The organism is Microbacterium sp. NPDC019599, from assembly GCF_040632175.1.
Classification (GTDB): Bacteria; Actinomycetota; Actinomycetes; order Actinomycetales; family Microbacteriaceae; genus Microbacterium.
In genome coordinates, this window is sequence record NZ_JBEYBL010000002.1 from 125,404 (window position 1) to 150,987 (window position 25,584).

The window sequence follows — 25,584 nt, forward strand, 5'->3', positions numbered from 1 at the left end:
TGGTCGGGGGCCGGCCGGGACGTGAGGTCCCGACCGGCCCGCCGGTCTAGTTGCAGGTGATGGTGGTGTAACCGGCCTGATAGGTGGTACTGACCGGAGCGCCGTTGACCGTCTTGGTCGCGACGATCGATGCGGTGTCGGCCGGCATCGAGGTCCCCGTGGTGGTGAAGGTGAGATACGCGGCCTTGCCGGCAGCGAGCGTCACCGACTGCGTGCCGTACGCGGTGGTCACCGCCGCGGTCACCGTCACCGACTCCTTGTTCAGCACGTACACCGCCAGCGACGGCTTACCGTTCACGCACTGCGCCTTCGCGTTCACCGACACCGACACGTTGCCCGCCGTTCCCGGCGCGTACGACGGCGTCGCCGGATATGTCGCGGCCGAGGCCACCGACGTGCCCACCGCGTTGGACGCGGTCACCACGAACGAGTACGCCGTCCCGTTGGTCAGGCCCTCGACCCGGCAGGTCAGCGCACCCGTCGTGGTGCACGTCTTCCCGCCGGGCACCGCGGTGACGGTGTACCCCGTGATCGCGGACGACCCCGGGTCGGCAGGAGCGACCCATGTCAGCTTCGCGACGGCGTCGCCCAGCGCGACCGTGACACCGGTGGGAGCACCGGGAACCCGACCCGCTGGCGGGGCCGCCGGGATGCTCACCACACCCGTGGTGCTCACCTGGCCCGCGGCATCCTTCGCGCGGAAGTACACCATGTGCGCTGCCGCATCCGGCGCTGCCACCGGCTCGGTGTACGCCGTCCACGCTCCCGCGTCCAGCTGATACTCCACACTCGCGACACCTGAACCGGCATCCGACGCCGACACCGCGGCCGACCTAGCCTGCAGGGAACCGGTCACCACCGGCGCCGTCAGATCGATCTTCACCTGGAGCTGCTTGGCTTCCGAGACGTTGCCTGCCTTGTCCGTCGCTCGATAGATGAACGTGGTCGTTCCCTCCGGGATGGACACCGCCGAGGAGTATGCGCTCCACGCCCCGTCGCCCAGCCGGTACTCCACACTTGCGATACCCGAATCCGCATCCGACGCCGACACACTCACCGACACCGGCGACACGAACCACCCGTTCGCCCCGTCCGCCGCAGCTGGCGACGATACCGCCGACACCACCGGCGCCACCGTGTCGGCCGGGGTCACCGCGACCTGGTTGGACAGCCCGCTCTTGGGCCCCTCCCCGACACCGTTGACCGCCGCGACCGCGAACCGGTACTGCCCCGGGGGCAGGGTCGTCACCTCGAACGATGTCACCGATGGTCCGACCGTCCCCAACGGGACCGTCGTGCCCTCGCGGTACACAACGTAGCCCGTCAGCGCCGACCCTCCGTCGGAGTCCGGAGCCGCCCACGAGACCGTCGCCTTGGCGCCCGCCGCGCTAGCCGTCACACCCTGGGGCGCGGTCGGAACCGAGGTCACGGCGACCTGGTTGGACAGCCCGCTCTTGGGCCCCTCCCCGACACCGTTGACCGCCGCGACCGCGAACCGGTACTGCCCCGCGGGCAGAGTCGTCACCTCGAACGACGTCTCAGAGGATCCGACCGTCCCCAGCGGGACCGTCGTGCCCTCACGGTACACAACGTAGCCCGTCAGCGCCGACCCTCCGTCGGAGGCCGGAACCGCCCACGAGACCGTCGCCTTGGTGCCCGCCGCGCTGGCCGTCACACCCTGGGGCGCGGTCGGAGCGGTTGCCGTGAGCGTGACCTGGTTGGTCAGGCCTCCCTTGGGTCCTTCACCGACAGCGTTCAGAGCTGCGACGGTGAACCGGTACTGACCGGGGGGCAACGTCGTCACCTCGAACGAGGTAACCGAGGCGCCGACAGTCCCGAGCGGGATCGACGTGCCCTCGCGGTACACGACATATCCCGTGAGTGGGGCGCCTCCGTTGGAGGACGGCGCTGCCCATGTGACCGTGGCGTTGCGTCCCGTGGCGGTGACCGCAGTGTTCTGCGGCGCGGTGGGGACCGTCGCTGAGAAGCCAGAGCCGACGAAGTCGATCCAGTTCAGGTTGGCGATGTAGTGGGTCCCGGTGGCCTGGAAGACGAGCACCATCGTGAACGGACCACCCGGATCAGTCACCGGCGCATCGACGTACTTGTACGTCGTCCACGCACCGCTGCTCGTCACTGCGACCGAGCCCAGCACGGGTCCGGTAGCCGTGTCCTTTCGGATCTCAAGCGTCCCGCCCACCGAGTTGCTCGCCAGACGGAAGCGCACCGCCGAGATGCCCTCGAAGTTCACGTTCGAGTACTTCAGCGTCGCACCGGCGCGGAGGAATCCGACGTTCAGCCCGCCGCCGAGCGTGTCTGCCGCGGTTTCGGTGCGAATCGTCGCGTCGGTGTCGTAATGCTCTGCCTGGATCCGGCTCGGCTGCAGAGGCAGCGAGCTGGTCGCCCGCGCGAGGCTGATGATGCTCTCGTCGAACCCGCCCTGCGAGTAGGTAACCTCGAGCGTGTAGATCAACTTGTCGAGGTCGGTGTGTCCCGTCGGAAGCACCATCGGAACCGCGCCCGTGCAGCCGAAGCGCGACTCGCCTTCGTGACGATGGCCTCCGTCGGTCACCACGATCCTCGCGCGAACGTCGCGGCAGTCGACCTGACCACCCGTCACCGAGGCGACGAACGGAACCGAGGTGCCGATCGGTGCGATGCCCCCTGGCTCGGGCTTGCTAACCGTCAGAACAGGCTGAGTGCCCTGTGGAGAGTGGAAACGCACGGTCTTCCAGTCCTCCGCGAGACCCGCCTTGTCGACGGAGCGGTAGAGCACCGTGTGGTCCGACGCACCCGTCACGACGAACGGCTGCGTATACGTCGTCACGGCACCGCCGTCCACGCGGTACTCGGTGCGTGCGATGCCCGACGTCGCATCCGTTGCTGCGAGCGTGACTCCCACCGCTCCGGTGAACGAGCCGTTCTGAGCGACCGCCTGCAGAGAGTTGGTGGTCGCCGGCGCGGTCGCGTCGATGTTGAGCGTGACGCTTCCCCGAGGCGAGTGGAATGCACCGCGCGTGGCGCGATATTCGACGAGGTTAGTGCCCGCCGCGTCGATCGTGACCGGCCCGGTGTAGGAGGCCCATCCCGATCCGTTCACGCGGTACTGGATTGAGTCTCCGGCCGTCGCGTTGAGCGTGACCTTGACCGGGTCGACGTACCACTCATTCGAGCCGGTCGGCGCCGCAGGGTTCACTGTCGCCGTCGGCGCGGCGATGACCGGGGGCTGGCCGCCCGCTGCACCCGTCCCGACGAAGTCCATCCAGTTCAGGTTGAACAGGTAGCCGGTCGGCCCACGGAACACAAGGAACAGGTCGAACGTCTCCCCCGGGTCGTCCACCTCGATCTCGGTGTAGCCCCAGTTCGCGAAGCTGCCCGTTGAAGTCACGGCCTTGCTCCCGAGGATCGGGCCATCGACCGAGTTCTTGCGGATCTCGATGCGGCCGTTGCCGTTCGGGGCGGCGGACCGGAACTTGATGGAGTCGATGTTCGCGAAGTTGAAGTCGTCGAACTGCATCCAGGTTCCATCGGTGATGAAGCCGACGGTCGAGCCTCCGCCCAGCGGATCGTTGGAGGTTTCGACCCGAACTCCTTGGGCCATCCCTTCCCTGTGCTCAACCTGCTTTCGCGCGGGCTGGAGCACCACGACCTCGCGACCGGTGAGCGGCTCGACGGTGCCTTCCGGCGAGCCCTGGTCACGGTACCGCGCTTCGAGCGCGTACGAGATGCGGTCCAGGTCCGTGTGTCCGCTATCCGGCTGCAACACGAACGAACCGGTGCATCCCGCGGCGTCCTGCATGGGGTGGCCGTGGTCATCGTGAGCGAGGATCAGCTCGGCGGTGACGTCGGCGCAGTCGATCCCGCCCCCACTTGTCGTTCCGTCTTCGGCGTCCTCTACGCCGACCTTGAAGTCGACCTTGTCGCCGAACGAGAACACCGTTCCGCTCGCCGGCCACGTGACCTTTACGTCGGGCTCCGTGTTGCCTGCCGAGATCCGGACGTTGTCAGTGCCGGTTCGGCCCTGCGTGTCCGTCACGACAAGTCGCGCGGTGAAGTTGCCCTCTCCCATGTAGGTGTGGGAGGGGTTCGGCTGTGTCGAAGTCGTACCGTCGCCGAAGTCCCACGCGTAGGTGATCTCACCTCCCTGGGGGTGGGATGATCCGGCGCTGGAGAACTTGACCTGGAGCGGGACGCCGCCGGAGCGAATGTCAGCAGAGGCACTCGCTACGGGGTTCTCACTGCCACCGGTGTAATCGATGCGCACGATCTGGGAATCGGGGTTGTCACCGCCGAAGCCGGACCCCCACTCGATGACGTACAAGGCGCCGTCGTGGCGGCCGAACTGCATATCGTGTGGACGCTTGAGCGGCAGGGACGTGAGCAGCGGGGTGATGTCGTCGAGCTCGCCGGCGTCATCCAGGTGGAACTCGTAGATCTTGTTCTGGCCCCACTCGTAGAACAGAGGCGTGCCGTCGAAATAGTCGGGCCACTGACGGTCGGACTCGATCGTCGGGTCGTACACATAGGCCGGACCACCCATGGGTGCTCCGCCACGCCCGATCACGGGGTCCGCCAGCAGACGCCCATACGAGACGTCCGGCTGGATCACGGGCGGGAGATTGCGCAGACCCGTGTTGTTCGGCGAGTCGTTGACGAGGTTGTTGCAGTCGAAGACCGCCCCGGCCGTGTTCGTCGCGTAGTTGTAGTCGCGGTATGCGCCGCCGCCATGGCAGTACGGCCAGCCGTAGTTGCCGGGCTCGGTGATGTTGTTCCACTCGACTCGACCGTCGATGCCCTTGTTCGCATCGGCGACGGCGGCATCGGGCCCATAGTCGGCAAGGTAGACGGCGCCCGTGCGGTCATCGACCGAGAAGCGGAACGGGTTGCGAAGGCCCATGCCGTAGATCTCGGGCTTGATCTTCGTCTTGTCCTGGCCGGTGGCCCAGGGGGTGTCGATGAGGTTGCCGGACGGAACGACGTAGCCGCCCTCGTCCGTCGGGGTGATCCGAAGGAGCTTTCCCCGCAGGTCATTGGTGTTCCCCGAGCTCCGCTGCGCATCCATGGGCTCCTGGCCGGGGCGCTCGTCGATCGGTGAGTAACCGCCGGGTGCACCGCCCGGCGACGAGTCGTCGCCCACGGAGATCCAGAGGTTGCCCTGTCCGTCGAAGTCGAGGTGACCGCCGGAGTGGCAGCATTCCACTCGCTGGTGCGGGATGCGGAGGATGATCTTCTCCGACGCCATGTCGAGCGTGCCATTTACGACCGTGAACCGGGACAAGCGCTGGTGAGGCTCGGTGATGTTCGCGTTCGCCGGTGAGTAGTACAAGTAGATCCACCCGTTGGTGGCGAAGTCGGGGTCGAGCTCGATGCCGAGCAGACCGTTCTCCTGGGCCGTGTAGACCTGCAGGCGTCCGACGGTGCTCGTCACGCTGGTGGCGGGGTCGATGGAACGCACGAGGCCGCTGCGCTCGATGTAGAGGACCCGTCCGTCGGGAGCGACCTGGAGGCCCATCGGGCTCGCTACGTCGTCGTCGAGGACGACCTTCTGGAAGTTCTTATCTACGGTTCCACCGCAGTCGTCCTTTGCGAGACCGGCTGCCCAGAGGAGGCCGCCGGCGAGGTGCTTCATGAAGAGCGGCTCGGCGAACGCCTCAGCGGCGTGACCGCCACCCGTGTACCACGAGCGGCCGCCCTTGTAGTACTGGCACCAGGCGATGGGGTGGTCCTGCCCCATCGCGCCCCCTGTGTAGGTCGTCTCGTCGAGAGTCGCGAGTACGTGCACCTTGCCGCGCGGATTGGTCTGGTAGTTGTACCACTCGTCCGTGCGCACCCAGTCCGTGGGCAGCTCCGTCGTCGATGGGTGAGTCTTGTCTGCAACCTGCACGTGCCCCTGCTGCACGGCAGGGTGATTGGCGAAGTATGCGCCGACGAGGCCTCCATACCAGGGCCACGTGTATTCCGTGTCGCTCGCCGCGTGGATTCCGGCGTAGCCGCCGCCGGCTGCGATGTAGTCCTCGAAGGCGGTCTGCTGGGTCGCGTTGAGGACGTCACCCGTCGTGGAGAGGAAGACGACAGCCTCGTAGTTATCCAGGTTTGCCGGAGTGAACTGAGCCGCGTCCTCCGTGAGATCAACGTCGACGCCGATCTGCGTGCCAAGTGCCTCAATGGCTGCAGCCCCCGCTGGGATGGACGAATGCCGGAAGGCTGCGGTCTTCGAGAAGACGAGGACCTTTGGCAGCGGCTCTTCTTCCACAGCTGCCGCGGCCAGGGGCATTGCCAACCCCGTCGTGACGAGCGCTGCTGTCAGCAGCACCGTTATCGGCCTGAACAGAGTTCGCATCATTGCTCCAGTTCGTTCGGGTTTTTGTTGATACTTCAGCAAATGTCATTGATTCGCGCCGAGTCCCCGGCGGCACGTCTTCGCGTCGGGGTCCAAGTCGGCCTCACATCGTGGCGATAAGGGGTTGAACGGCTTCTCGTCACAGTGCGACTCTTATTACGAGGGACTCACAACATAACACGTGGTGCGCCTTCAGTCCAAGACCCGGATACGCCTTAGATGCCGGGGCGCGCGACTCCGAGAGCGAGTAGCTTCTCGCGCGTCTCGGCCATCATGCGCACGTCCGTCGCCGCGTCCAACTGCTCGCAGATTCGCTGCAGGGTGCCGTGGCCGATGCCAGCCTCCCGAGCGATGGAGCGCACGGAGCGACCTGTCTCACGCAGGAGAGCGACTATCCGCGCTGCGTCGTCGCCGTCGACGGCTACCGCGCGGGGCGCAATGCCCTGAGCCCGGCTTCGTTGCCGGCGATATTCTGCGCGCGCGTCCGGGCATGTTATCCCGGCGTCGTTGCCGGGGCATGACTCGGCCACACGGCATCCGCCGAGGTAGGCTGCCGATGTCCCATGGACCAACGGGGTCCCTTCGCCTGCCCTCCGTCGCCTGTGATACTCCTCGAAGTAGCGGCGTTTCGCCTCCCGACAGCTGATGTTTCCGCTGATCTGACTGGGGCATAGCTGCGGATGCCGACATCCTCTGCGGTAGCCCCACACCGTGCCGTGCACGGGCTGCAGCGGACTCATCCCGATGTGAGGCACCACGACCTCGCCCGAGAGCCCGCTGCGCGAAAGCGGACGGTCTTCACCGATACCCCGCAAGGCATGGTCGCCGCGCCAAGCGATGAGAGCCTCCGCACACGTGAAGAAGAATTCTGAGTCATGATGCGGGCAGCCGCCGCGTGAGCGGCATCCTGAGCGGTACCTCGCGGGACTTCCGTGTACCCCGAGTGCATCGGCCACAGCACGAACTCCTCGCGGCGGGCCGCTGCCGCCCACTACCGCTCCGCGACCCGGGTAGGGTCCTCGAGCGCCGGCGCGAACACGAGTTCGGCGGCGCCGATGAGGAGCAGCGCATCCGCAAGACCGGTGCCGACGAGATCCGGCTCCGCCGACGCACCGGGTAGGGTCGGGGCGATCCATCCCCGCAGTTCATGCTCGCCGACTACGGCCAGCAGCTGCGCGAGATATCCGCCAAGAATGACCCTCCGCGGATTGAAGACGTTAATGATCGAGCGAAGCGCCACCCCTAGGTGACTGAGCTGCCGCTCCATCTCTCGTCGGCCGACGCTCCGCCGATCCAGCCAGGCGAGTTCCATCGCGACGAGAAGGTCGTCTGGCTCCGTGTTCATAAGAGAGAGCGCACTCAGCAGACGTTCGCGACGCACCTCCGTCTCGAGGCATCCGGTCGATCCGCAATGGCACCGCCTGCCGACCGAGGTAACGACCGTGTGGCCGAACTCGCCGGCGTTGCCGCCTTCGCCGGCGATCAGGCGGTTGTTGATGACTATCCCTCCACCGATACCGCTCGCGCCGCCATTCAAGTAGATGACCACCCCGTCGCCCCGCCCTGCTCCGAACGTGTTCTCCGCGATCACACCGCAGTTGGCGTCGTTGCCGATGACGACGTCGTACCCGGTGGCGTCGGTGATCATCCGTCCGATGGGAGCGTCCTGCCATCCCAAGTGTGGCGCCAGGATGACGGTGCCGTCGGCTTCTCTGACGAGTCCGGGTATGGCGACCCCGATTCCGAGCGCCTGGCGACCGCTGCCGTAGGGACGCATACCCGCCGTGAGCGCGCTCACGATGTTGACGAACTCCGAAACCGTCGGCACGCGCTCGTTCCGATAGCGGACCCGTTGGAGGACGGCTCCGCTCAAGCCCACGAGCGCGACGTCGATGGCGTCGATTTCAGGATTGACCGCGATAGCTGTCGTCTGATCCGAGGCCGACACTGTCGGACTCGGGCGACCGACTCTTCGAGGTCCCGTCGAGTCATTCTCGTCCACGAGACCGCGGTGGCTCAGCTCGAGGACGAGGCCGCCGACCGTCGACCGATTCAGTCCGGTCGCTCGCGTCAGATCGGAACGCGAGTGCGGTCCGTCTCGATGAACGAGCCTGAGCACCTGGCTCAGGTTCTGCCGGCGGACGTCATCAATCGTCGCGCCGAGGGTGATCGTGGTTGCATCCGAAATGGCACCGTCAGCCAAGTGCATTCCTTTCGATGGACCCGGTTGCGGTGGTCATGGCCGGGAACTTCACTTGGCCGAAGGTCCCGGCCAGACTGTCGGCTGGCTCGCTACTTGCTGGAGAACGCCGCGTCGAAGGCGGCGGCGGGCGGAGTGATGGCGTTGAGCTTCCGCACGAACTCGATCGCCTCGGGCGCGCCGGCGAGGCGGTCCATGCCGGCGTCCTCCCACTCGATCGACGTCGGACCGTCGTAGCCGACGGCGTTGAGCGCGCGGAAGAGCGGCTCCCACGGCACGGCTCCGTGGCCCGTCGAGACGAAGGTCCAGCCGCGGCGCGGGTTCGCCCACGGCAGGTGCGACCCGAGGACGCCGTTGCGCCCGTCGAGGTTCGTGATCGACTCCTTCACGTGCACGTGGAAGATGTCGTCGGCGAAGTCGAGCACGAACGCGATCGGGTCGAGCTGCTGCCACATGAAGTGCGACGGGTCGAAGTTGAGCCCGAAGCTCTTGCGGTGGCCGATCGCGTCCAGCGTCGCCTTCGCGGTCCAGTAGTCGTACGCGATCTCGCTCGGGTGCACCTCGAGGCCGAACCGCACGCCGACCTCTTCGAACACGTCGAGGATCGGGTTCCAGCGGTCGGCGAAGTCCTGGTATCCGGCGGCGATCCACTCGTCCGACGCGGGCGGGAACATCGCGACGGCCTTCCAGATCGACGACCCGGTGAAGCCGTTGACGGTCTTGACGCCGAGCTTGGCCGCGAACCGCGCCGTGTTCTTCATGTCTTCGGCGGCGCGCCGACGCACGCCCTCGGGCTCGCCGTCGCCCCAGACCCGGGCGGGCAGGATGTCTTTGTGGCGCACGTCGATCGGGTCGTCGCACACCGCCTGCCCCGTGAGGTGGTTCGAGATCGCCCAGACCTTCAGGCCGTTGCGCTCGAGGATGTCTTTGCGCGACTGGACGTAGGCGTCGTCGTCCCAGCGAGACACGTCGATGTGGTCGCCCCAGCAGGCGATCTCGAGGCCGTCGAAGCCCCATTCGCCGGCGAGCCTGGCGAGCTCCTCGAACGGCAGGTCGGCCCACTGGCCCGTGAAGAGGGTGATCGGACGCGTCATTGCACGTTCCTCCTTTTGGTTGAGAAATTCGGATGTCGTTGCGGGCAATTCAGCCCACAGATGTCCAGCGGCCTTCGTGGTCAGAACTCTCCTCGACCGCGGCGAGTACCTGCTGAACATGCAGTCCCTCGGCGAACGACGGGTGCGGGTCGGTACCCTCGGCGATCGCCGTGACGAGGTCTACGACCTGGTGGCTGAACCCGTGCTCGTAGCCGAGCATGTGCCCCGCCGGCCACCACGGGGCGAGATAAGGATGTTGCGCTTCGGTCACGAGAATGCGTCGAAACCCCTGGTCGAGTTCGGATCCGCTCGCGTCGATGAGCTCGAGTTCGTTCAGGCGCTCGAGGTCGAATGCAATGGCACCTCGTGAACCCGAGACCTCGATCGTCAATGCATTCTTGCGACCTGTGGCGAACCTCGTTGCCTCGAACGATCCGATCGGACTGTAGCCGTCGACCGGTTCGAATCGACCTGCGAAGACCGCAACGTCGTCAACCGTCACGGTACCGCGCTCGTGAGACGCTGTGCCTGACAGCCCGACCCCTTCACCGAGCAGAGGTCTCTCACGCACGATCGTGTCGAGCGTCCCCGTCACCCTGTCGAGTCGCAATCCAGTGATGAACTCTGCCAGATCGATCGCGTGAGCGCCGATATCGCCGAGCGCGCCGGATCCCGCGCGTTCCTTCTCGAGGCGCCACGTCATCGGGCCGTTCTCGTCCCGCAGCCAGTCCTGCCTGTATGCGGCGCGAACCTGCCGAACCGTACCGATTCGCCCTGAGGCGATGAGCTCGCGTGCATAGGTTACGGCGGGGACGCGACGGTAGGTGAACCCCACCATTGATCGAATGCCGATTGCGGCGGCGCGGACAGCGGCCGCAGCCATCGCCTCCGCCTCTTCCACGCTGTTGGCGAGAGGCTTCTCGCACAGCACATGCTTGCCCGCCTCGAGAGCCGCGAGGGCGATCTCGGCGTGCGAGTCGCCAGGCGTCACGATGTCAATCAGATCGATGTCGTCGCGAGCGACGACCTCGCGCCAGTCGGTCGCGGACTCGGCCCATCCCCACTTTCGCGCCGCCTTCGCAACCGCACCTGGCGTGCGACCAGCTATGACCTGCATCTGCGGTTCAAGTGGAAGGTCGAAGAAGTGGGGTGCGACGCGCCACCCCTGCGAATGGGCCGCTCCCATGAAGCCCGCGCCGATCATCGCGACGCGCAGTTTGCCCGACATGTAAACCTTTCTCAGATGTGACGGTGACGACGGGGTGCCCCGGATTCTGCACGGGGCACCCCGAGGAGTGGTTAGGACTCGAATGCCAGGCCGATGTACTGGTCGACGTTGTCCTTGGTGACGACGGGGGCGTCGAGCACAATGCGGTTCGGGACACTCGGCGTGATCAGGTCGCTCATCGTCTTGCCCTGGGCGATGAGACGCGCCAGAGCGATGCCGTCGGCGGCCTGGGTCGACGGGTAGATGATGGTAGCTTTCAGCACCGAATCGTCGGACTGGATGAGCTCCATGGCGTTCTTCGAACCAGCTCCGCCGACCATGAAGAACTCGTCCCGGCCAGCCGCGTCGATGGCCGCCAGCACGCCGATGCCCTGGTCGTCGTCGTGGTTCCAGATGGCGTCGATGTGCGGATTTGCCGCGAGCAGCTGTGAGGTCGCAGCTTCGCCGCCCTGCACTGTGAAGTCCGCCGCCACGCGGGCGCCGACCTCGAGCCCGCAGTCCTCGAGAGCGTCGGCGAAGCCTTCGGACCGGTCCTGGGTCAGCGGCAGCGAGTCGATCCCGGCGATCTCGGCTACGACCGCGTCGGAGTTGTCGCCGAGCTGCTCGCAGATGTACGTGCCCGCGCTGACGCCCATGCCGTAGTTGTCGCCGAGGATCGTGGTGCGCGCCGCGAACGGGCTCGAGAACTCGCGGTCGACGTTGATGACGGGGATGCCGGCCTCCATCGCCATGATTGCCGCCTCGGTCAGCGCGGCACCGTCGGTGGGCAGCAGGACGATCGCGTCGACGCCCTCGTTGACGAAGGTCTCGACCGCCGCGATCTGAGCGCTCGGGTCGTTGGTGCCCTCGGCCACCTTCAGCTCGACGTCGTCGAAGCTGTCGGCCGCAGCCTGCGCGTTCGAGCTGATCGCGCCAAGCCAGCCGTGGTCGGCGGCGGGGCCCGAGAACCCGATGGTGACCGTGTCGCCCGACGCAGCGTTCTCGTCGCTGGATGTCCCCTGGTCCACAACGTTTTCGTCATCCGATCCGCCCCCGCCGGAACAGCCGGCAAGAAGACCGACGGCGAGGACGGAGGCTCCGACCCCCATCAGCGTGCGAGCGATCAGCGTGTGATTACGTGCCATGGGTTTCTCTCCCTTGAGGTTGTGAATGCAGTGATTTCGGGTGGATGCGCCACCGTAGATGCGTTTGTTTGAAGAAACATCAAATAGCGCGATGGAGAACATAGCAGGAGGTGCATCAACTGTCTAGCACCGCGGGCCGCGATGACTCTTCCTTGGTTTTCCGCGATAGTTTCAGATTTGTTGTGACTCTCGACATTGAATCTGATATGTTGCGAGCATGATCAAAGTCGACCACCCAGTGTTGCTCGACGCTCGAGGACTGAGGAAATCGTTCGCCGGGGTTCGTGCCTTGAAGGACGTGAGCCTGGAGGTCCGCGCCGGCGAGGTTCACTGCATCCTGGGGCAGAATGGCGCGGGCAAGAGCACGCTCATCAAAACCCTCGCTGGCGTACACCAGCCCGACGAAGGGCAGATTCTCTGGCTAGGCGAGCCGGTAGAGATCGCGAACCCTCAAGCTGCGATCGAGCTCGGGATCGCCACCATGTACCAAGAGCTGGATGTCGTCGACGGGCTCACCGTCGCCGAGAACATCTTCCTCGGTCACGAACTGGCTACGGGTGGATTCACGCGACGTCGGCAGGCGTACCGCGAGGCACGTCAGCTGATGAAGCGGCTCGGTCACGCGTCGATCTCACCCAACACTGAGGTCGGAAGCCTCAGCGCGGCGAACAAGCAGATCGTAAGCATGGCGCGAGCTCTCTCCCACGACATCAAGCTCATCATCATGGACGAGCCTTCTGCCGTGCTCGACTCGGAGGAGGTCAAGAACCTCTTCGCTGTCGTCCGTGAGCTCACCAACGCGGGCATCGCTGTGATCTACATCACGCACCGTCTCGAGGAGATTCGTGAGATCGGCGACCGCATCACTGTCATCAAGGACGGCCGCAGCATGGCGCACGGCCTGCCCGTCGGCGATACGCCGACGTCAGAGCTGATCCGTCTTATGACCGGCCGAGCCGTCGAGAACGTCTTCCCTCCGGCGACCCCGATCGCAGAGGACGCCCCGGTCGTGCTGGACATCGAAAGGCTGGGATTGGCCGGTATCTTCTCCGACGTCTCCTTCTCGGTTCGCGCCGGCGAAGTCGTGGGACTCGCCGGTCTCGTCGGGTCAGGCCGGTCTGAGATCCTGGAGACCATCTACGGTGCGCGGAAGGCCACCGCTGGCTCCGTCCGTGTGGGCGGAAAGGCGTTGCGTCGCGGATCAGTCGTCTCGGCTGTCGGTGCGGGGATCGGCCTCTCTCCCGAGGAACGGAAAAGTCAGGGGCTGGTCCTGGAGCAGCCGATCTTCGTCAATGTGACTCTCTCCTCGGTTTCGCGCTTCGCCAAGGCTGGCTGGCTGGACGAGCGCGCGGAGCGCAGAGCCGCTCGAGAGCAGATTGCGGCGCTCGACCTGCGACCTGCTGATCCTGATCGAGAAGCGATCACACTCTCGGGCGGCAACCAGCAGAAGATTCTGCTCGCCCGCTGGCTCGTCCATGGGACCCGGGTGCTTCTTCTCGATGAGCCCACTCGTGGCGTCGATGTCGGAGCAAGGACCGAGATCTATGCCCTTATCCGTCAACTGGCCGCCGCTGGCAATGCAATCGTGATCGTCTCCAGCGAGATCGAGGAAGTCCTCGGGTTGTCAGACACGGTGCTCGTCGTCGCCGACGGGCGAATCCTTGCCGAAGCGCCGGCAACGCAAATCGATGAGCACGGTGTGCTCGAACTCGTCATGAAAGGAGCAGCCGCATGAGCGAGCAGCCGACCAGGGACAGCGACGTCATCGTCGCGGACGTCCCGACAACCACTACCACCACCGTCGTGACGCAACCGGCCCAGTCGCCGCTCAGACAGGTGCTGGGCGGCCCGGTCGGCCGCAACGCGGGCCTCGTCTTCGCGTTGATCCTCATCATGGCAGTCGGCGCGATCACGGCGGGGGACACGTTTTTCCAGATCTCGAACATGCTGACGATCCTTCGCCAGGCGTCGATCATCGGCGTGATCAGCATCGGCATGACCTTCGTCATCATCTCGGGGGGTATCGACCTCTCGGTCGGATCCGTCATGGGCCTCGCATCCGTCGCCGCGACCCTGGCGGCCGTCCAGGAGTTCGCCGATCAGAGCCACTGGATCGTGATGGTCATCGTCGCCCTCGGCGTCGGGCTCGCCGCCGGTCTCATCAACGGCATCGTCATCGCCTACGGCAAGGTCGTCGCGTTCATGGCTACACTCGCCATGCTGGTCGCCGCACGGGGCCTCGCGGAGATTCTTGCCGAGCGCCGGACGCTCACGGTGAAGCCACGAGACTTCATCGAGTTCCTCAACAGTGATCTCATCGGAATCGATGTCCTGATCTGGATATTCATCCTGGTCTCGGTCGCCGGTTGGCTCCTTCTCAATCGCACAACGTTCGGTCGCCGCACCGTCGCTATCGGCGGCAACCGCGAGGCCGCTCGTCTCGCCGGAATCAACGTCAAGCGACACACCGTGTGGCTGTACGTGATCGCGGGACTTTGCGCAGGCATCGCGGCGGTCATGATCCTGGGCCGCACCACTGCTGGCACCTCAACACACGGGACGCTCTACGAGCTCGACGCGATCGCGGCAGTTGTCGTGGGCGGCACACTCCTCGTCGGCGGGCGCGGCACGATCGTCGGAACGGTGTTCGGCGTTCTGATCTTCGCGACCCTCTCGAACGTCTTCGTCCAGAACAACCTCTCGTCTTCGGTCCAGGCCGTCGCGAAGGGAATCATCATCGTCGTCGCCGTGCTCCTTCAGCAGCGCTTCGCGAAGCGTCCCGCTCGCGAGTAGCGGGGTGCCGTTCTGCCCATACGCAGGACGGCCCGCGGCATGCTTGCTGGTGGCACCTGACGAGCACATTTCGACGCCCACACCGCCCTGGCTGGTTACGACCTGGCCAGGGCGGTCTGCGCGTCATGGCGGAGAGATCACATTGTCACGTGCACCAGGGCGAGTGCCACCGGCGAGCCGAGCGCGTCACCGCACGGCAGCGACGTGCGCCTCACGAGGCTCAAGTGTGCGGCCGATCTCGGCGGCGGATGTGGGGTCGCGGAGTACCGTCTGAAGGACGAGCTCGGCAGCGCCGATCAGCAGATTGTTCTCCAGTGTCGACCCGACGATCCGGACCTCCGTCGCCGGGCCGGGGAGCGAGGAGCTCGCCACCTCGTATTCCAGCCTCTCGCCTGCGACGGTGAAGAGATCGGCCAGAAACCCCCCGAGCACGATGAGACCGGGATTGAAGATGTTGACGAAGTTTCGCAACGCGACGGCGAGATACTGCATCTGGCTGTCAACGACCTCCGTCAGCGACCGATCTATGCGGTAGCCGGCGCGAAGCCGCTCTTCCAGTCGGCTTGCATCCTGCGGTTCGAGCCCGACGGCGGCGAGGAGTGCCGAGCGACTCACCTCGGTCTCGAGACATCCGATCGCGCCGCAGTGGCAGAGCGCGCCGTTCGAGTTCACAAGCGTATGGCCCAGCTCCCCGCTGAAGCCGCTCTCACCCGAGAGAAGCTGGCCCCCGAGGATCGCGCCGCCACCGATGCCGCCCGCACCTCCATTGAGGTACACGACGTTGTCTTCGCCGGCTGCGATCCCGAACTGGCCCTCGGCTACGACGCCGCATGTCGCGTCGTTCGCCGCCCAGGTTGGGTAACCCGTCGAGGCCGCCATGAGCTCCACGATCGGCTCATCCCTCCACGCAAGGTGCGGCGCAACGCGGACGATGCCATCCCTCGCGCCCACGAGACCTGGAACGGCAACACCGATGCCGACGACCGTGCGCTGCGCCGAGAGGTCGCCGTGCAGTCCCTGCAGCACCGCCGAGAGCGTGTTGATCGTCTCGCGTGCTGAGGGGATGCGTTCGACTGGAAAGCGGAATTCCCGGAGAACCTGACCGCCCATCGCGACGATCCCGATCGCGATCGCGTCCTGATCCGGGTTGACCGCGATGGCGATGAAGCGCTCAGAGGGGCCCACCACTGTGCTCGGCCGCCCGACGCGCTTCGTGTCACGCGGCTCGGAGACGACGACGAGATCCATGCGCTCGAGCTCACTCACTATCGTCGCAACCGTCGAGCGGTTCAGACCCGTCGCTCGTGTGATGTCGGCGCGTGAAAGCGAGCCGTTGGCGTGGACCAGGCCAAGGATGGCGGAGAGGTTCTGGCGACGTAGGTCTTCAAGATTGTTGCCGCGAGCGGGCTGCCTCGAGTCGGGGTCCGCCTCCGGCAGTGAATACTCCATTGATCCTCCATGCCAGCTTCGACGCGCAGAATGCGCAGTGGCGGCAGGTGCCCGCCTTCCCATCGATCGCGCTGACAGTACGCGCGAGTCTAGCGCCGCTTTGTTGTCATGTTCGGCATAATGCAGAATCCGGCGCCGCACGACTGCCGGGCGCCACGCGCGGTGCGCCCGTTCGTGGGGTTGATCCTCAGGGCCGATGAGCCAGGTAGCTATGGACGAGATTGCGATAGTTACGCCAAGACCCTGACGACGCACCGGATGACGCTGCGGCATTGCTCGACTCAGCCCCGGAGGCGTCGACCACCGAAGCGCGGCACACGGTCGGCCCATCGAAGAGCCATCCTCCGGCGCATTCGCCCTCTGTCTGCTCCATCGACATTTCCTGAGTGCTCGACGTTGAGGCGGGGCGGAGAAGGTGCCGCCCGCCCGGCCAACGTATCAACGAATATGTTGTTAGTCAATACGAAAATTCAACCTGCGTTATTGCGCCCTACCGTCGAGATCGAGCGCAATCCCCGTCGCGGTCCGGCGCGTGCGAGCCATCAAGCTATTTCAGTGGGTTGAGACCCGGTCCGCTTCATCCGTGTATGCCCGCAGCGGCCAGGAACTCCAGCAGTTTTGACTGCTTCCCCTTCGGAGATAGTGCTTGGACGAGCGCCCGGATCGGGTATATGTTGTTTCTCTAGATAATTCACCGACCTGCGCGCCACGAGGGGCCGACCGAGAACCTCCCTCTCCGCGCTACCCCTCGACAACGGCGACGCGGATGGACCGGCGCCGGGCAGGAGTTACTTCAATGACGAACCGGATAGGCGCCTGGCTGATCGGTGCCCGAGGATCACTGGCGACAACCACAACAATCGGTCTGCACGCCCTCGCGCGCGGAATCGCGACCCCCGTTGGCCTCACTACAGCGACGCCAGCCTTCGCATCGGTCCCGCTGGCTCCGTTTGAATCGATCGCAATCGGCGGCCACGACGTCGTGGACATCAGCATTCTGGAGAAGGCACACGGCCTGGCTGCAGGCGGGATGGTGCCCCCAGCGCTCGTGAGCCACCTCACAGACAGCCTTCGAGAGAGCGATCGATGGATCCGGCGGGCCTCCAACACCGGGCGCACCCAGCAGGACGATATCGACGCCATGGCATCCGATATCGAGGCGTTCGCGTCTAAGCTCGGGCTTTCTACAGTCGTCGTCGTTGACGTCTCATCAACCGAACCTCTCCCCGCCGACCAACCGGCGTTCCACGACGAGCACCTTCTTCGCGAGCGCCTCACAACCCCTGGCCAGCGGGTGCTCCCGCCCAGCTCCGTCGCCGCCGCCGCCGCAATCCAAGCCGGCGCGGCGTATGCCGGGTTCACTCCGTCCGCCGGAATGAGCCTGCCCGTACTGCAGCAACGTGCCGCGGACGCGGCCATTCCGTTTGCAGGTCAGGACGGTAAGACGGGCGAGACTCTCCTGCGTACGGTTCTCGCACCGATGTTCGCCGCGCGTGGCCTTCAAGTGCGCTCGTGGGCCGGTGCGAACCTCCTCGGCGGGGGCGACGGCGCAACCCTCGCTGACCCTGAGGCCGTGCGCTCGAAACTCGCCTCGAAGAACCGAGGACTGCACGCGCTGGTAGGCGACGACGTGATCGCTCCGCTGCACATCGACAACGTCCCCGATCTCGGAGACATCAAGGTCGCCTGGGACCACGTCAACGCAACGGGATTCCTCGGTAGTCCGATAACACTGCAGACAACCTGGAGCGCCTACGACTCGACCCTCGCGGCTCCCCTCGTGATCGACCTCGTGCGCGCGCTCGCGCTCGCATCACAGGCGGGGCAGTCCGGAGCGATCGCAGAACTGGGCTGCTTCTTCAAGGATCCGTGGGGCAGCGATGTGCACGCGTTCGCCGAGCAGACCCGCCTCTTCCAGGAATGGCTCGAGCGGACCGGCATCCTTGTTGCGGCACGCGTCGACGCCGAGCACGCATCCGCCGCACGATGAAGTCACAGCTGACCGACGTGCTCGAACTCGTGCGGGCCCCCGCGGCTCTCACGGTGCTGGGCGACACGATGGTGGGGGCAACCGGGGCTCGCGGCGTCGTCGGGGTTCGCGGCATCCCCCTCTCGGTCTCGTCGGCGTTCCTGTACTCGGCGGGCATGGCGCTCAATGACTATGCCGATGCCGACCTTGATGCCATCGAGCGGCCAGAGCGCCCCATCCCTTCGGGGCGGATTCCACGGGACATGGCGCTGGGCATCGCTGCCAGCCTCACGGCGGCGGGCGTCGTACTCGCTTTCACCGCGGGCCGCGCATCGGGCCTCGTGTCACTCGCCCTGTCTGCTTCCGTGTGGACGTACGACCTGTTCGCGAAGTCGACACCGGCCGGCCCCGCGCTCATGGCGCTCTGCCGCGGACTCGACGTCATGATGGGCGCCGCCGGGCCAGGCTGGCGCGGCGGCGTCCTCCCGGCTGGGCTCATAGCGGCGCACACCGCAGCACTCACCGCGCTCTCGCAGGGCGAGGTACACGGCACGAACCGCGCGACCGCCGGGGCGGCCGCTGCCGTCACGACCGTGACGGCAGTCCTGGTTCCCGCCACGGCGCCAGCTGGCGGCTCAGCAGCAGCCATGGTCGGCGCCGCGGGATATGCCGCGGCAACCCTGCCGGCGCAACTGGACACCGTCCGCACGCCGGACGCCGGCGCCGCCCGCACTGCGACCCGTCAGGGCATCCGCGCGATGATCCCGCTGCAAATCGCCCTGGTCGCCCGTACGGGGTCCGCCTGGGCGACTGGGTTGCTCGTGGGCGTCGGGCTCGTTGGCCGTGCACTGACGCGAGACCGCGCGAAAGGAGACGTGACATGACGGACGCCTGGGCCTTCGGATACGGGACGAACGGGTTCGCCGACCACACGCTCACCGACGCCCTCGACATCATCGCCGATTCAGGCTACGACGCTGTCGCGCTCACGCTCGGCCACCCCCACCTCGACCCCTTCGCTGCCGACTGGCGCGCTCAGGCCGAGCGGCTCGCCGCGAATCTCGAACGTCTCCGCTTCCGCGTGGTCGTCGAAACGGGAGCACGATACCTGCTCGATCCCTGGCGCAAGCACCGGCCGACTCTCGTGGACCGCGACGCAGGATCCCGCGTCGCATTCCTGCAGCGGGCGATCGAGTTCGCCGAAATCCTCCGCGCCGACTGTGTGTCACTGTGGAGCGGCGTGCTTCCGGACGACGTCGACGCGACGGAGGGCTGGGAACTCCTCGTCTCGCGCCTGGCCACGATCGTTTCGTTCGCCGAGGAGCGCGGCGTCGTGGTGTCAGTCGAACCTGAGCCGGGCATGCTCGTCGAGACTGTCACTGACGCACTCCGGCTCCGCGCTGAGCTCGGCGATCCGGAGCTGCTGGGGATCACGGTCGACCTCGGCCACTGCGTCGCCGTCGAGCCCGAAGGTGTCGTCGGCGCGCTGCGGCAAGCCGGTGCGGCGCTCCGCAACGTCCAGGTCGACGACATGCTCCCCGGGGTCCACGAGCATCTCGAGCTCGGGTGCGGAGCCCTCGATCTCGTCGGTGCGATCGAGACGCTTCGAGAGCTCGGCTACACCGGGATAGCCGCCGTCGAACTGCCCCGGCACTCCCACGACGCGCCGCGCCTGGCGCGCACGAGCAAGAAGACGTGGGATGCCGCGGCCTCCGCGGCGCGGCACCCGTGGACGAGCCGAGCGGTTGCTACCGTCACCGCGACCCCGGAGCGCGCCTCGCGGCTCTTCGCCGAGGCGGGTCGGGCCGTCGGCCGCGCACCCGTCCACCCCGGGGATCCTCACGGATACCGCGGCACAGCCGACGACGGCGCCCGCGCCGCGATCATAGTCGCACTGCATGAGGCGGCAACAGGCCCCGAGATCATTCGTGACCTCTTCAACGAGGGCGACGACGCCGAGCGGCGCGGCGTGCTGCGCGGGCTCGGACGAGTGGCGGCATCCGTCGACGAATCGTGGAGGGTCGTCGGCGTCGAGCTCACGACCGCCGCGCTGCGGACGAACGACCCGCGGCTCGTCGCCGCGGCCATGGGCGAGTTTGCCGCGACCCACCTCGACGACCACGCGTGGCGGCACGGCGTGCTCAAGCTCGTCTTCATGGGCGTCCCGCTCGTGGTCGTGAGCGGCCTCGAGGACCGCCGAGACGCCGAGCTCGCGGCCATGGCTTCGCGCTACGCCGAGGAGCGGCGTGCGGCGGGTCGCAGCATCCCGAACGATCTCCACCTCATCGACGCGGTCCACCAGGAGAACTGACATGCGCATCTTCGACCCCCACATCCACATGACCTCGCGGACGACCGACGACTACGAGGCGATGTACGAGGCCGGCGTTCGGGCGCTCGTCGAACCGGCGTTCTGGCTCGGCCAGCCACGCACCAACGTCGGGTCGTATATCGACTACTTCGACGCGCTCATCGGGTGGGAGAGGTTCCGCGCGGCGCAGTTCGGCATCCGCCACCACTGCACGATCGCGCTGAACCCCAAGGAGGCGAACGACGCGCGGTGCCGTGAGGTCATGCAGCACCTCCCTCGCTACCTCATGAAGGACGGCGTCGTCGCGGTCGGCGAGACGGGCTACGACTCGATGACACCCGAGGAGGACGAGGTGCTGCGCCAGCACCTCGCGCTCGCGATCGAATTCGAGCTGCCGGCGCTCGTACACACTCCGCATCGCGACAAGGTCACGGGGACCCGCCGCACGCTCGACGTCGTCGCGGAGGCCGGCCTCGGCATGGAACGTGTGCTCGTGGACCATCTCAACGAGACCTGCGTCGACATGGTTGCAGAGGCCGGCGCATGGATGGGCTTCTCGATCTACCCGGACACGAAGATGGACGAGGCCCGAGTCGTCGCGATCATGCAGCGGATCGGGCTCGACCGTGTCATCGTCAACTCTGCCGCCGACTGGGGGAGATCCGACCCCCTCAAGACCGTCAAGACGGGCCTCGCCATGCTCGACGCGGGCTTCACGGAAGACGACGTCGACCGCGTCCTGTGGCGCAACCCGGTCGAATTCTACGGTCAGTCGCGACGCCTGGAGCTCGATCCGATCCCAGGCTTCGCACCCGCGCAACAGGGGCCAGACCTCTTCGAGGGCAACTCGGTCCTACGCGGGATGGCTTCGAGGAGGGACGCTTGATGGAGCTCTCGTACTGTACCAACGTCCACCCCGCGGAGGATCTGGACGGCATTATCGAGCAGCTCGACGTGCAGGCCGGCCCCATCCGGCGCGCCGCGCAGCTCGATACCCTCGGCGTCGGGCTGTGGCTTCCCGCCGAGACGGCCGCCATCCTCGCGACCGGCGCGGGCGCGCAGGCGCGGCTGCGCGACGCGCTCGACCGGAACCGGCTCACCCTGCGGACCGTCAACGCCTTCCCCTACCGCGGCTTCCACGACGACATCGTCAAGCTCGCGGTCTACCGCCCCGACTGGACGACGCAAGAGCGGCTGCAGTTCACGATGGACTGCGCGACGGCGCTCGCAGCCCAGCTGCCCGCCGATGCTCAAGGCAGCATCTCGACCCTGCCGCTCGGCTGGCGGGAGGGATGGGATGCCGCGGCCGACGCCGCGGCGGAAGCGCGTCTCGTCGTGCTCATCGACCACCTCCGTGAGCTCGAGGTGCGTACGGGCCGGACGGTGCGCGTCGGGATCGAACCCGAGCCCGGATGCATCCTCGACAACGTTGCCGACATCGTGCGCTGGCTCGGCGCCCGTCCGCATCTGACCGCCGACGGCCGCCTCGGGCTGTGCCTCGACACGTGCCACCTCGCCGTCTCCTTCGCAGATCCGGGCGACGCGGTGACCGCCGCGACGGCCGCGGGCGTGCGGATCGTCAAGGTTCAGGCATCTGTGGCCCTCGAGGTGCCGAACCCGTCCGACCCAGGCACGACGACCGCACTCGCACCCTTCGCCGAGGCTCGGTACGTGCACCAGGTGCGGGCTCAGCCGTTCGGCGGCGACCGCTGGGCCGCCGACGACCTCGGCGACGTGCTCGCGGCCGATCCGGCCTGGCCGACCGACCGGCCGTGGCGCGTCCACGTCCACATTCCGCTGCACGCGACTCCTGCGAGCCCCCTCCGTGCGACGACCGAAGTGCTCACGGCGGCGGTCTCGGCCGTGCTCGCGTCGCCGCACGGCGCGGATGCGCACCTCGACGTCGAAACATACACCTGGACAGTGCTCCCCGAGTCGTTGCAGCCCGAGTCCCTCATCGAGGGAATCGCCGCCGAGCTCCGCTGGGCGACGGCCCAACTCTCGCACGCGATCACGGCGGTCCCCGAGGTCGCTCGATGAACCGCGTCCTGCTGCTCGACATCGTGGGGCTCACCCCGCGAGCGCTCGCGTCGATGCCTCGGCTGCGCACGCTCGGCGACGCGGGTCGAACGGCACGCCTCGACACGATCCTCCCTGCCGTCACATGCAGCGTGCAGTCGACGATCCTCACGGGGCTCATGCCGCGCGATCACGGCATCGTCGGCAACGGCTGGCACTTCCGCGACCTGGGCGACCCCCTTCTCTGGCGGCAGCACAATCGACTCGTGTCAGGCGAGAAGATCTGGGAGACCGCGCGCCGCGCATCCCCGGGCTTTCGCGCCGCGAACCTCGGCTGGTGGTACGCGATGGGCGCGTCCACTGACGTCACCGTGACACCCCGCCCGATCTACCACGCCGACGGGCGCAAGAGCCCCGACGCTTACGTCCGCCCCGCCGAGCTGCACGACCCGCTCATCGCCGGCCTCGGCGACTTCCCCCTGTTCCAGTACTGGGGGCCGACTGCATCGCTCGTCTCGTCGCAGTGGCTCATCGACGCGACGCTGGGGCTCCTCAACGGCAGATTCGAGATGCCGGAATCCGACCTCGTCATGACCTACCTGCCCCACCTCGACTACGACCTGCAGCGCTTCGGCCCGGCTTCCCCCGAGGCCGACCGTGCCGCCGCCGAACTCGACGGCGCGCTCGCGCCGCTCCTCGACGATGCGCTGAACCGCGGGTACACCGTCGTGGCTCTCGGCGAGTACGGGATCGAAGAGGCGAACCTGGCCGTCGACATCAACCGCGCGCTGCGGCGCGACGGTCTGCTCGAGGTGTACGTGCAGGACGGGCGCGAGCAGCTCGACCCGTGGACGTCGCGCGCCTTCGCCGTCGCCGACCACCAGGTCGCGCACGTCTACATCCCGGATGCCGCCGACATCCCCCGGACCACCGCGCTTCTGCGCGGGCTCCCCGGCGTCGACGAAGTGCTCGACCGCGAGGGCCAGGCCCGGTACGGTCTCGACCACGAGCGTTCGGGCGAGCTCGTCGTCGTCGCCGAGCCGGGCGCGTGGTTCACGTACTACTTCTGGCTCGACGACGACCGTGCCCCCGAGTACGCGCGGGGTGTCGACATCCATCGCAAACCGGGCTACGACCCCGCCGAGCTCTTCTTCGATCCCGCCGATCCGCTCGCTAAGGCCAAGGCGGGGCTCAACCTCGTCAAGAAGAAGCTGGGCCTCCGCTACGCGATGACCACGGTTCCACTCGATCCGTCGTGCGTCCGCGGCACGCATGGGCGCCTGCCATCCACAGCAATCGACGCACCCCTGCTCGTTACGTCCGACTCGACGATCATCGGAGATTCAGTCGACTCCATTCGCGCCGCCGATGTGCACGACCTCATCCTGAACGCTCACGGCGTCCCGACACGGCTGACAGCATGACCGTGCCCGAGAGAGTCGTTCTCGTGGACGACAACGGTGACGTCATCGGATCCGACCTGAAGAGCGAGGTTCACACCACCGACACGGCGCTGCACCTCGCCTTCTCGTGCTATGTCCTCGACGATGCGGGGCGCACACTCATCACACGGCGGGCTCTGTCCAAGCGCACCTGGCCAGGTGTATGGACCAACGCATGCTGCGGGCACCCAGCGCCCGGGGAGCAGACCGGGGACGCCGTCGCGCGAAGGCTCCGCGAAGAGCTGGGGATCGCCGCGGAGGGGATTCGGCTGGCGATCCCAGACTTCCGGTACCGGGCTGTCGCGCCGGACGGGATCGTGGAGAACGAGATCTGCCCCGTCTTCACGGCGACCGTTCGTGGAGTCCCACGTCCCGACCCGAACGAGGTGGCTGAGTGGTCATGGATTCCGTTCGACGCGCTCGCGGTCGCGATCGAGTCGGCGCCCATGGTCTTCAGTCCGTGGGCTGTGCTCCAGGTGCCCGCCCTTCGCCCGCTCACGCTCACCGGATCGACTTCTCGGGCTCTGAGATGACAGGCGGCGACCTCATGGCTGACTCGCTCGCGGCGCAAGTCGAAGAGTTCATGGCCGGCGCGGCGAGCCTTACCGAGGAGGTCTGGGACGACATCGCGAGCGAGTGGGTATCGGCGGGCGACGTCTCGGAAGTCATCGACGCCGCACGAGGCGCGGACGGCGGGAAGTATCTCCGCCCACGGCTGGTTTCGGCGTCGTACCTCGCGTTCGGCGGCTGCGATCCCGAGCTCCTGCGCCGAGTCGCGGCTGCACAGCAGATGCTTCACGTGGGCCTGTGCATCCACGACGACCTGATCGACGGCGATCGCGTGCGCCACGACCGCTTGACCGTTGCGGCCCGAATCGAGCAGAAGGCCCTCGAGGAGGGCCTCGGACCGCACGCGGCGACACGCCGCGCCGAAGCAGCAGGTCTGCTGGCCGGCGATCTCGCGATAATCGCGGCTGTTTCCGTGCTCGCCGCTGCACCAGCAGAAGCGTCCGTCCGCAGCCGGCTCGTGAGCGCTGCGACGATCGCCATCGGAAGCGCGATCCTGGGCGAGGCGCTCGACGTCTGGTCCGAGTCGATGCCCCCTGAGCTCTCCGATCCGCGTCGGATTGCGACGCTGAAGACCGCGTCGTACAGCGTCACGCTGCCACTCACGCTCGGCGCGATCGCGGCCGGCGTCGAGGATGAGCAGGCGCTGTCCACGATCGCCGACGTCGGGAGCCTGATAGGCGTCGCCTACCAGTTGAGCGACGATGACCTCGGCCTGTTCGGACGTCCGGCTGAGACGGGGAAGTCCGTGATCTCCGACATCCGCGACGGCAAGCGGACGGAGCACATCCGGCTTGCCGCGCTGCGCGCCACTCCTGCGCAGCGTCGGGTCATGGAGGCACACCTGGGGCGAGCGGATCTCGACGGGCCCGGTGCGCAGCGAGTCCGTGACCTCGTCATCGAGACCGGGAGTCGCGCGCAGGTGCTCCGCATCATCGACGGCCTCGTGCAAGAGGCCGCCAGACGCGCCGAAAGTGGTCTTCCTCGCCCGCTGGCGCTGTATCTCGCCTCGCTCGTCACGGGGTTCCGAGATCGGCCAAGGTGATGT

16 protein-coding genes are annotated in these 25,584 nt (G+C 66.9%); 10 read left to right on the top strand and 6 right to left on the bottom strand.

The annotated features are described in order from the left end of the window. Positions 1-46: 46 nt before the first annotated feature. From ABZ477_RS04060 to ABZ477_RS04080, 5 genes are all read right to left on the bottom strand, one after another. Positions 47-6,313, bottom strand: coding sequence for a ThuA domain-containing protein (locus ABZ477_RS04060; RefSeq protein WP_360128266.1), 6,267 nt, complete (start codon positions 6,311-6,313; stop codon positions 47-49). Between the two features lie 1,018 nt (positions 6,314-7,331). Beyond that, complete coding sequence (locus ABZ477_RS04065; RefSeq protein ID WP_360128269.1) at positions 7,332-8,543, bottom strand: ROK family transcriptional regulator; 1,212 nt, start codon at positions 8,541-8,543, stop codon at positions 7,332-7,334. An 89-nt stretch (positions 8,544-8,632) separates the two neighbouring features. Then, entirely contained in the window at positions 8,633-9,634 is a 1,002-nt protein-coding gene (locus ABZ477_RS04070; RefSeq protein WP_360128272.1) for a sugar phosphate isomerase/epimerase family protein, read from the bottom strand. A 49-nt stretch (positions 9,635-9,683) separates the two neighbouring features. Further along, the gene (locus tag ABZ477_RS04075) at positions 9,684-10,862 is read right to left on the bottom strand and encodes a Gfo/Idh/MocA family oxidoreductase (RefSeq protein ID WP_360128275.1); all 1,179 of its coding nucleotides are present in this window, start codon (positions 10,860-10,862) and stop codon (positions 9,684-9,686) included. 71 nt (positions 10,863-10,933) lie between these two features. Beyond that, entirely contained in the window at positions 10,934-11,986 is a 1,053-nt protein-coding gene (locus ABZ477_RS04080) for a substrate-binding domain-containing protein (RefSeq protein WP_360129799.1), read from the bottom strand. 217 nt (positions 11,987-12,203) lie between these two features. On the opposite strand from ABZ477_RS04080, the gene ABZ477_RS04085 reads away from it, so the two are divergent. Then, the gene (locus ABZ477_RS04085) at positions 12,204-13,721 is read left to right on the top strand and encodes a sugar ABC transporter ATP-binding protein (RefSeq protein WP_360128278.1); all 1,518 of its coding nucleotides are present in this window, start codon (positions 12,204-12,206) and stop codon (positions 13,719-13,721) included. Continuing rightward, positions 13,718-14,779 carry an ABC transporter permease gene (locus ABZ477_RS04090; protein WP_360128281.1) on the top strand — a complete coding sequence of 354 codons (1,062 nt, stop codon included), beginning with the start codon at positions 13,718-13,720 and terminating at the stop codon, positions 14,777-14,779. The genes ABZ477_RS04085 and ABZ477_RS04090 overlap by 4 nt, the downstream gene beginning before the upstream one ends. Before the next feature lie 186 nt (positions 14,780-14,965). Here the strand turns inward: ABZ477_RS04090 and ABZ477_RS04095 are convergent, their stop codons facing one another. Next, complete coding sequence (locus ABZ477_RS04095) at positions 14,966-16,228, bottom strand: ROK family transcriptional regulator (RefSeq protein ID WP_360129802.1); 1,263 nt, start codon at positions 16,226-16,228, stop codon at positions 14,966-14,968. A 796-nt stretch (positions 16,229-17,024) separates the two neighbouring features. Between ABZ477_RS04095 and ABZ477_RS04100 the strand changes: the two genes are divergently transcribed. Genes ABZ477_RS04100 through ABZ477_RS04135 form a run of 8 tightly spaced genes read left to right on the top strand, consistent with a single transcriptional unit; the run spans position 17,025 to position 25,581 of the window. Then, complete coding sequence (locus ABZ477_RS04100) at positions 17,025-18,218, top strand: inositol-3-phosphate synthase (protein ID WP_360128284.1); 1,194 nt, start codon at positions 17,025-17,027, stop codon at positions 18,216-18,218. Between the two features lie 17 nt (positions 18,219-18,235). Next, positions 18,236-19,081 carry an SCO3242 family prenyltransferase gene (locus ABZ477_RS04105; protein WP_360128287.1) on the top strand — a complete coding sequence of 282 codons (846 nt, stop codon included), beginning with the start codon at positions 18,236-18,238 and terminating at the stop codon, positions 19,079-19,081. Continuing rightward, a complete protein-coding gene (locus tag ABZ477_RS04110; RefSeq protein ID WP_360128290.1) occupies positions 19,078-20,508 on the top strand; it encodes an EboA domain-containing protein in 1,431 nt (476 codons plus the stop codon). Before ABZ477_RS04105 ends, ABZ477_RS04110 begins: the two co-directional genes overlap by 4 nt. A 1-nt stretch (position 20,509) precedes the next feature. Beyond that, positions 20,510-21,394, top strand: coding sequence for a TatD family hydrolase (locus ABZ477_RS04115; RefSeq protein ID WP_360128293.1), 885 nt, complete (start codon positions 20,510-20,512; stop codon positions 21,392-21,394). After that, complete coding sequence (gene eboE, locus ABZ477_RS04120; RefSeq protein WP_360129805.1) at positions 21,394-22,548, top strand: metabolite traffic protein EboE; 1,155 nt, start codon at positions 21,394-21,396, stop codon at positions 22,546-22,548. Before ABZ477_RS04115 ends, eboE begins: the two co-directional genes overlap by 1 nt. After that, positions 22,545-23,951: a nucleotide pyrophosphatase/phosphodiesterase family protein gene (locus ABZ477_RS04125; protein ID WP_360128296.1), complete on the top strand. Its 1,407-nt coding sequence runs from the start codon at positions 22,545-22,547 to the stop codon at positions 23,949-23,951. The genes eboE and ABZ477_RS04125 overlap by 4 nt, the downstream gene beginning before the upstream one ends. Next, positions 23,948-24,502: an isopentenyl-diphosphate Delta-isomerase gene (gene idi / locus ABZ477_RS04130; protein WP_360128299.1), complete on the top strand. Its 555-nt coding sequence runs from the start codon at positions 23,948-23,950 to the stop codon at positions 24,500-24,502. The genes ABZ477_RS04125 and idi overlap by 4 nt, the downstream gene beginning before the upstream one ends. A gap of 14 nt (positions 24,503-24,516) precedes the next feature. Then, the gene (locus ABZ477_RS04135; protein WP_360128302.1) at positions 24,517-25,581 is read left to right on the top strand and encodes a polyprenyl synthetase family protein; all 1,065 of its coding nucleotides are present in this window, start codon (positions 24,517-24,519) and stop codon (positions 25,579-25,581) included. Positions 25,582-25,584 lie beyond the last annotated feature (3 nt).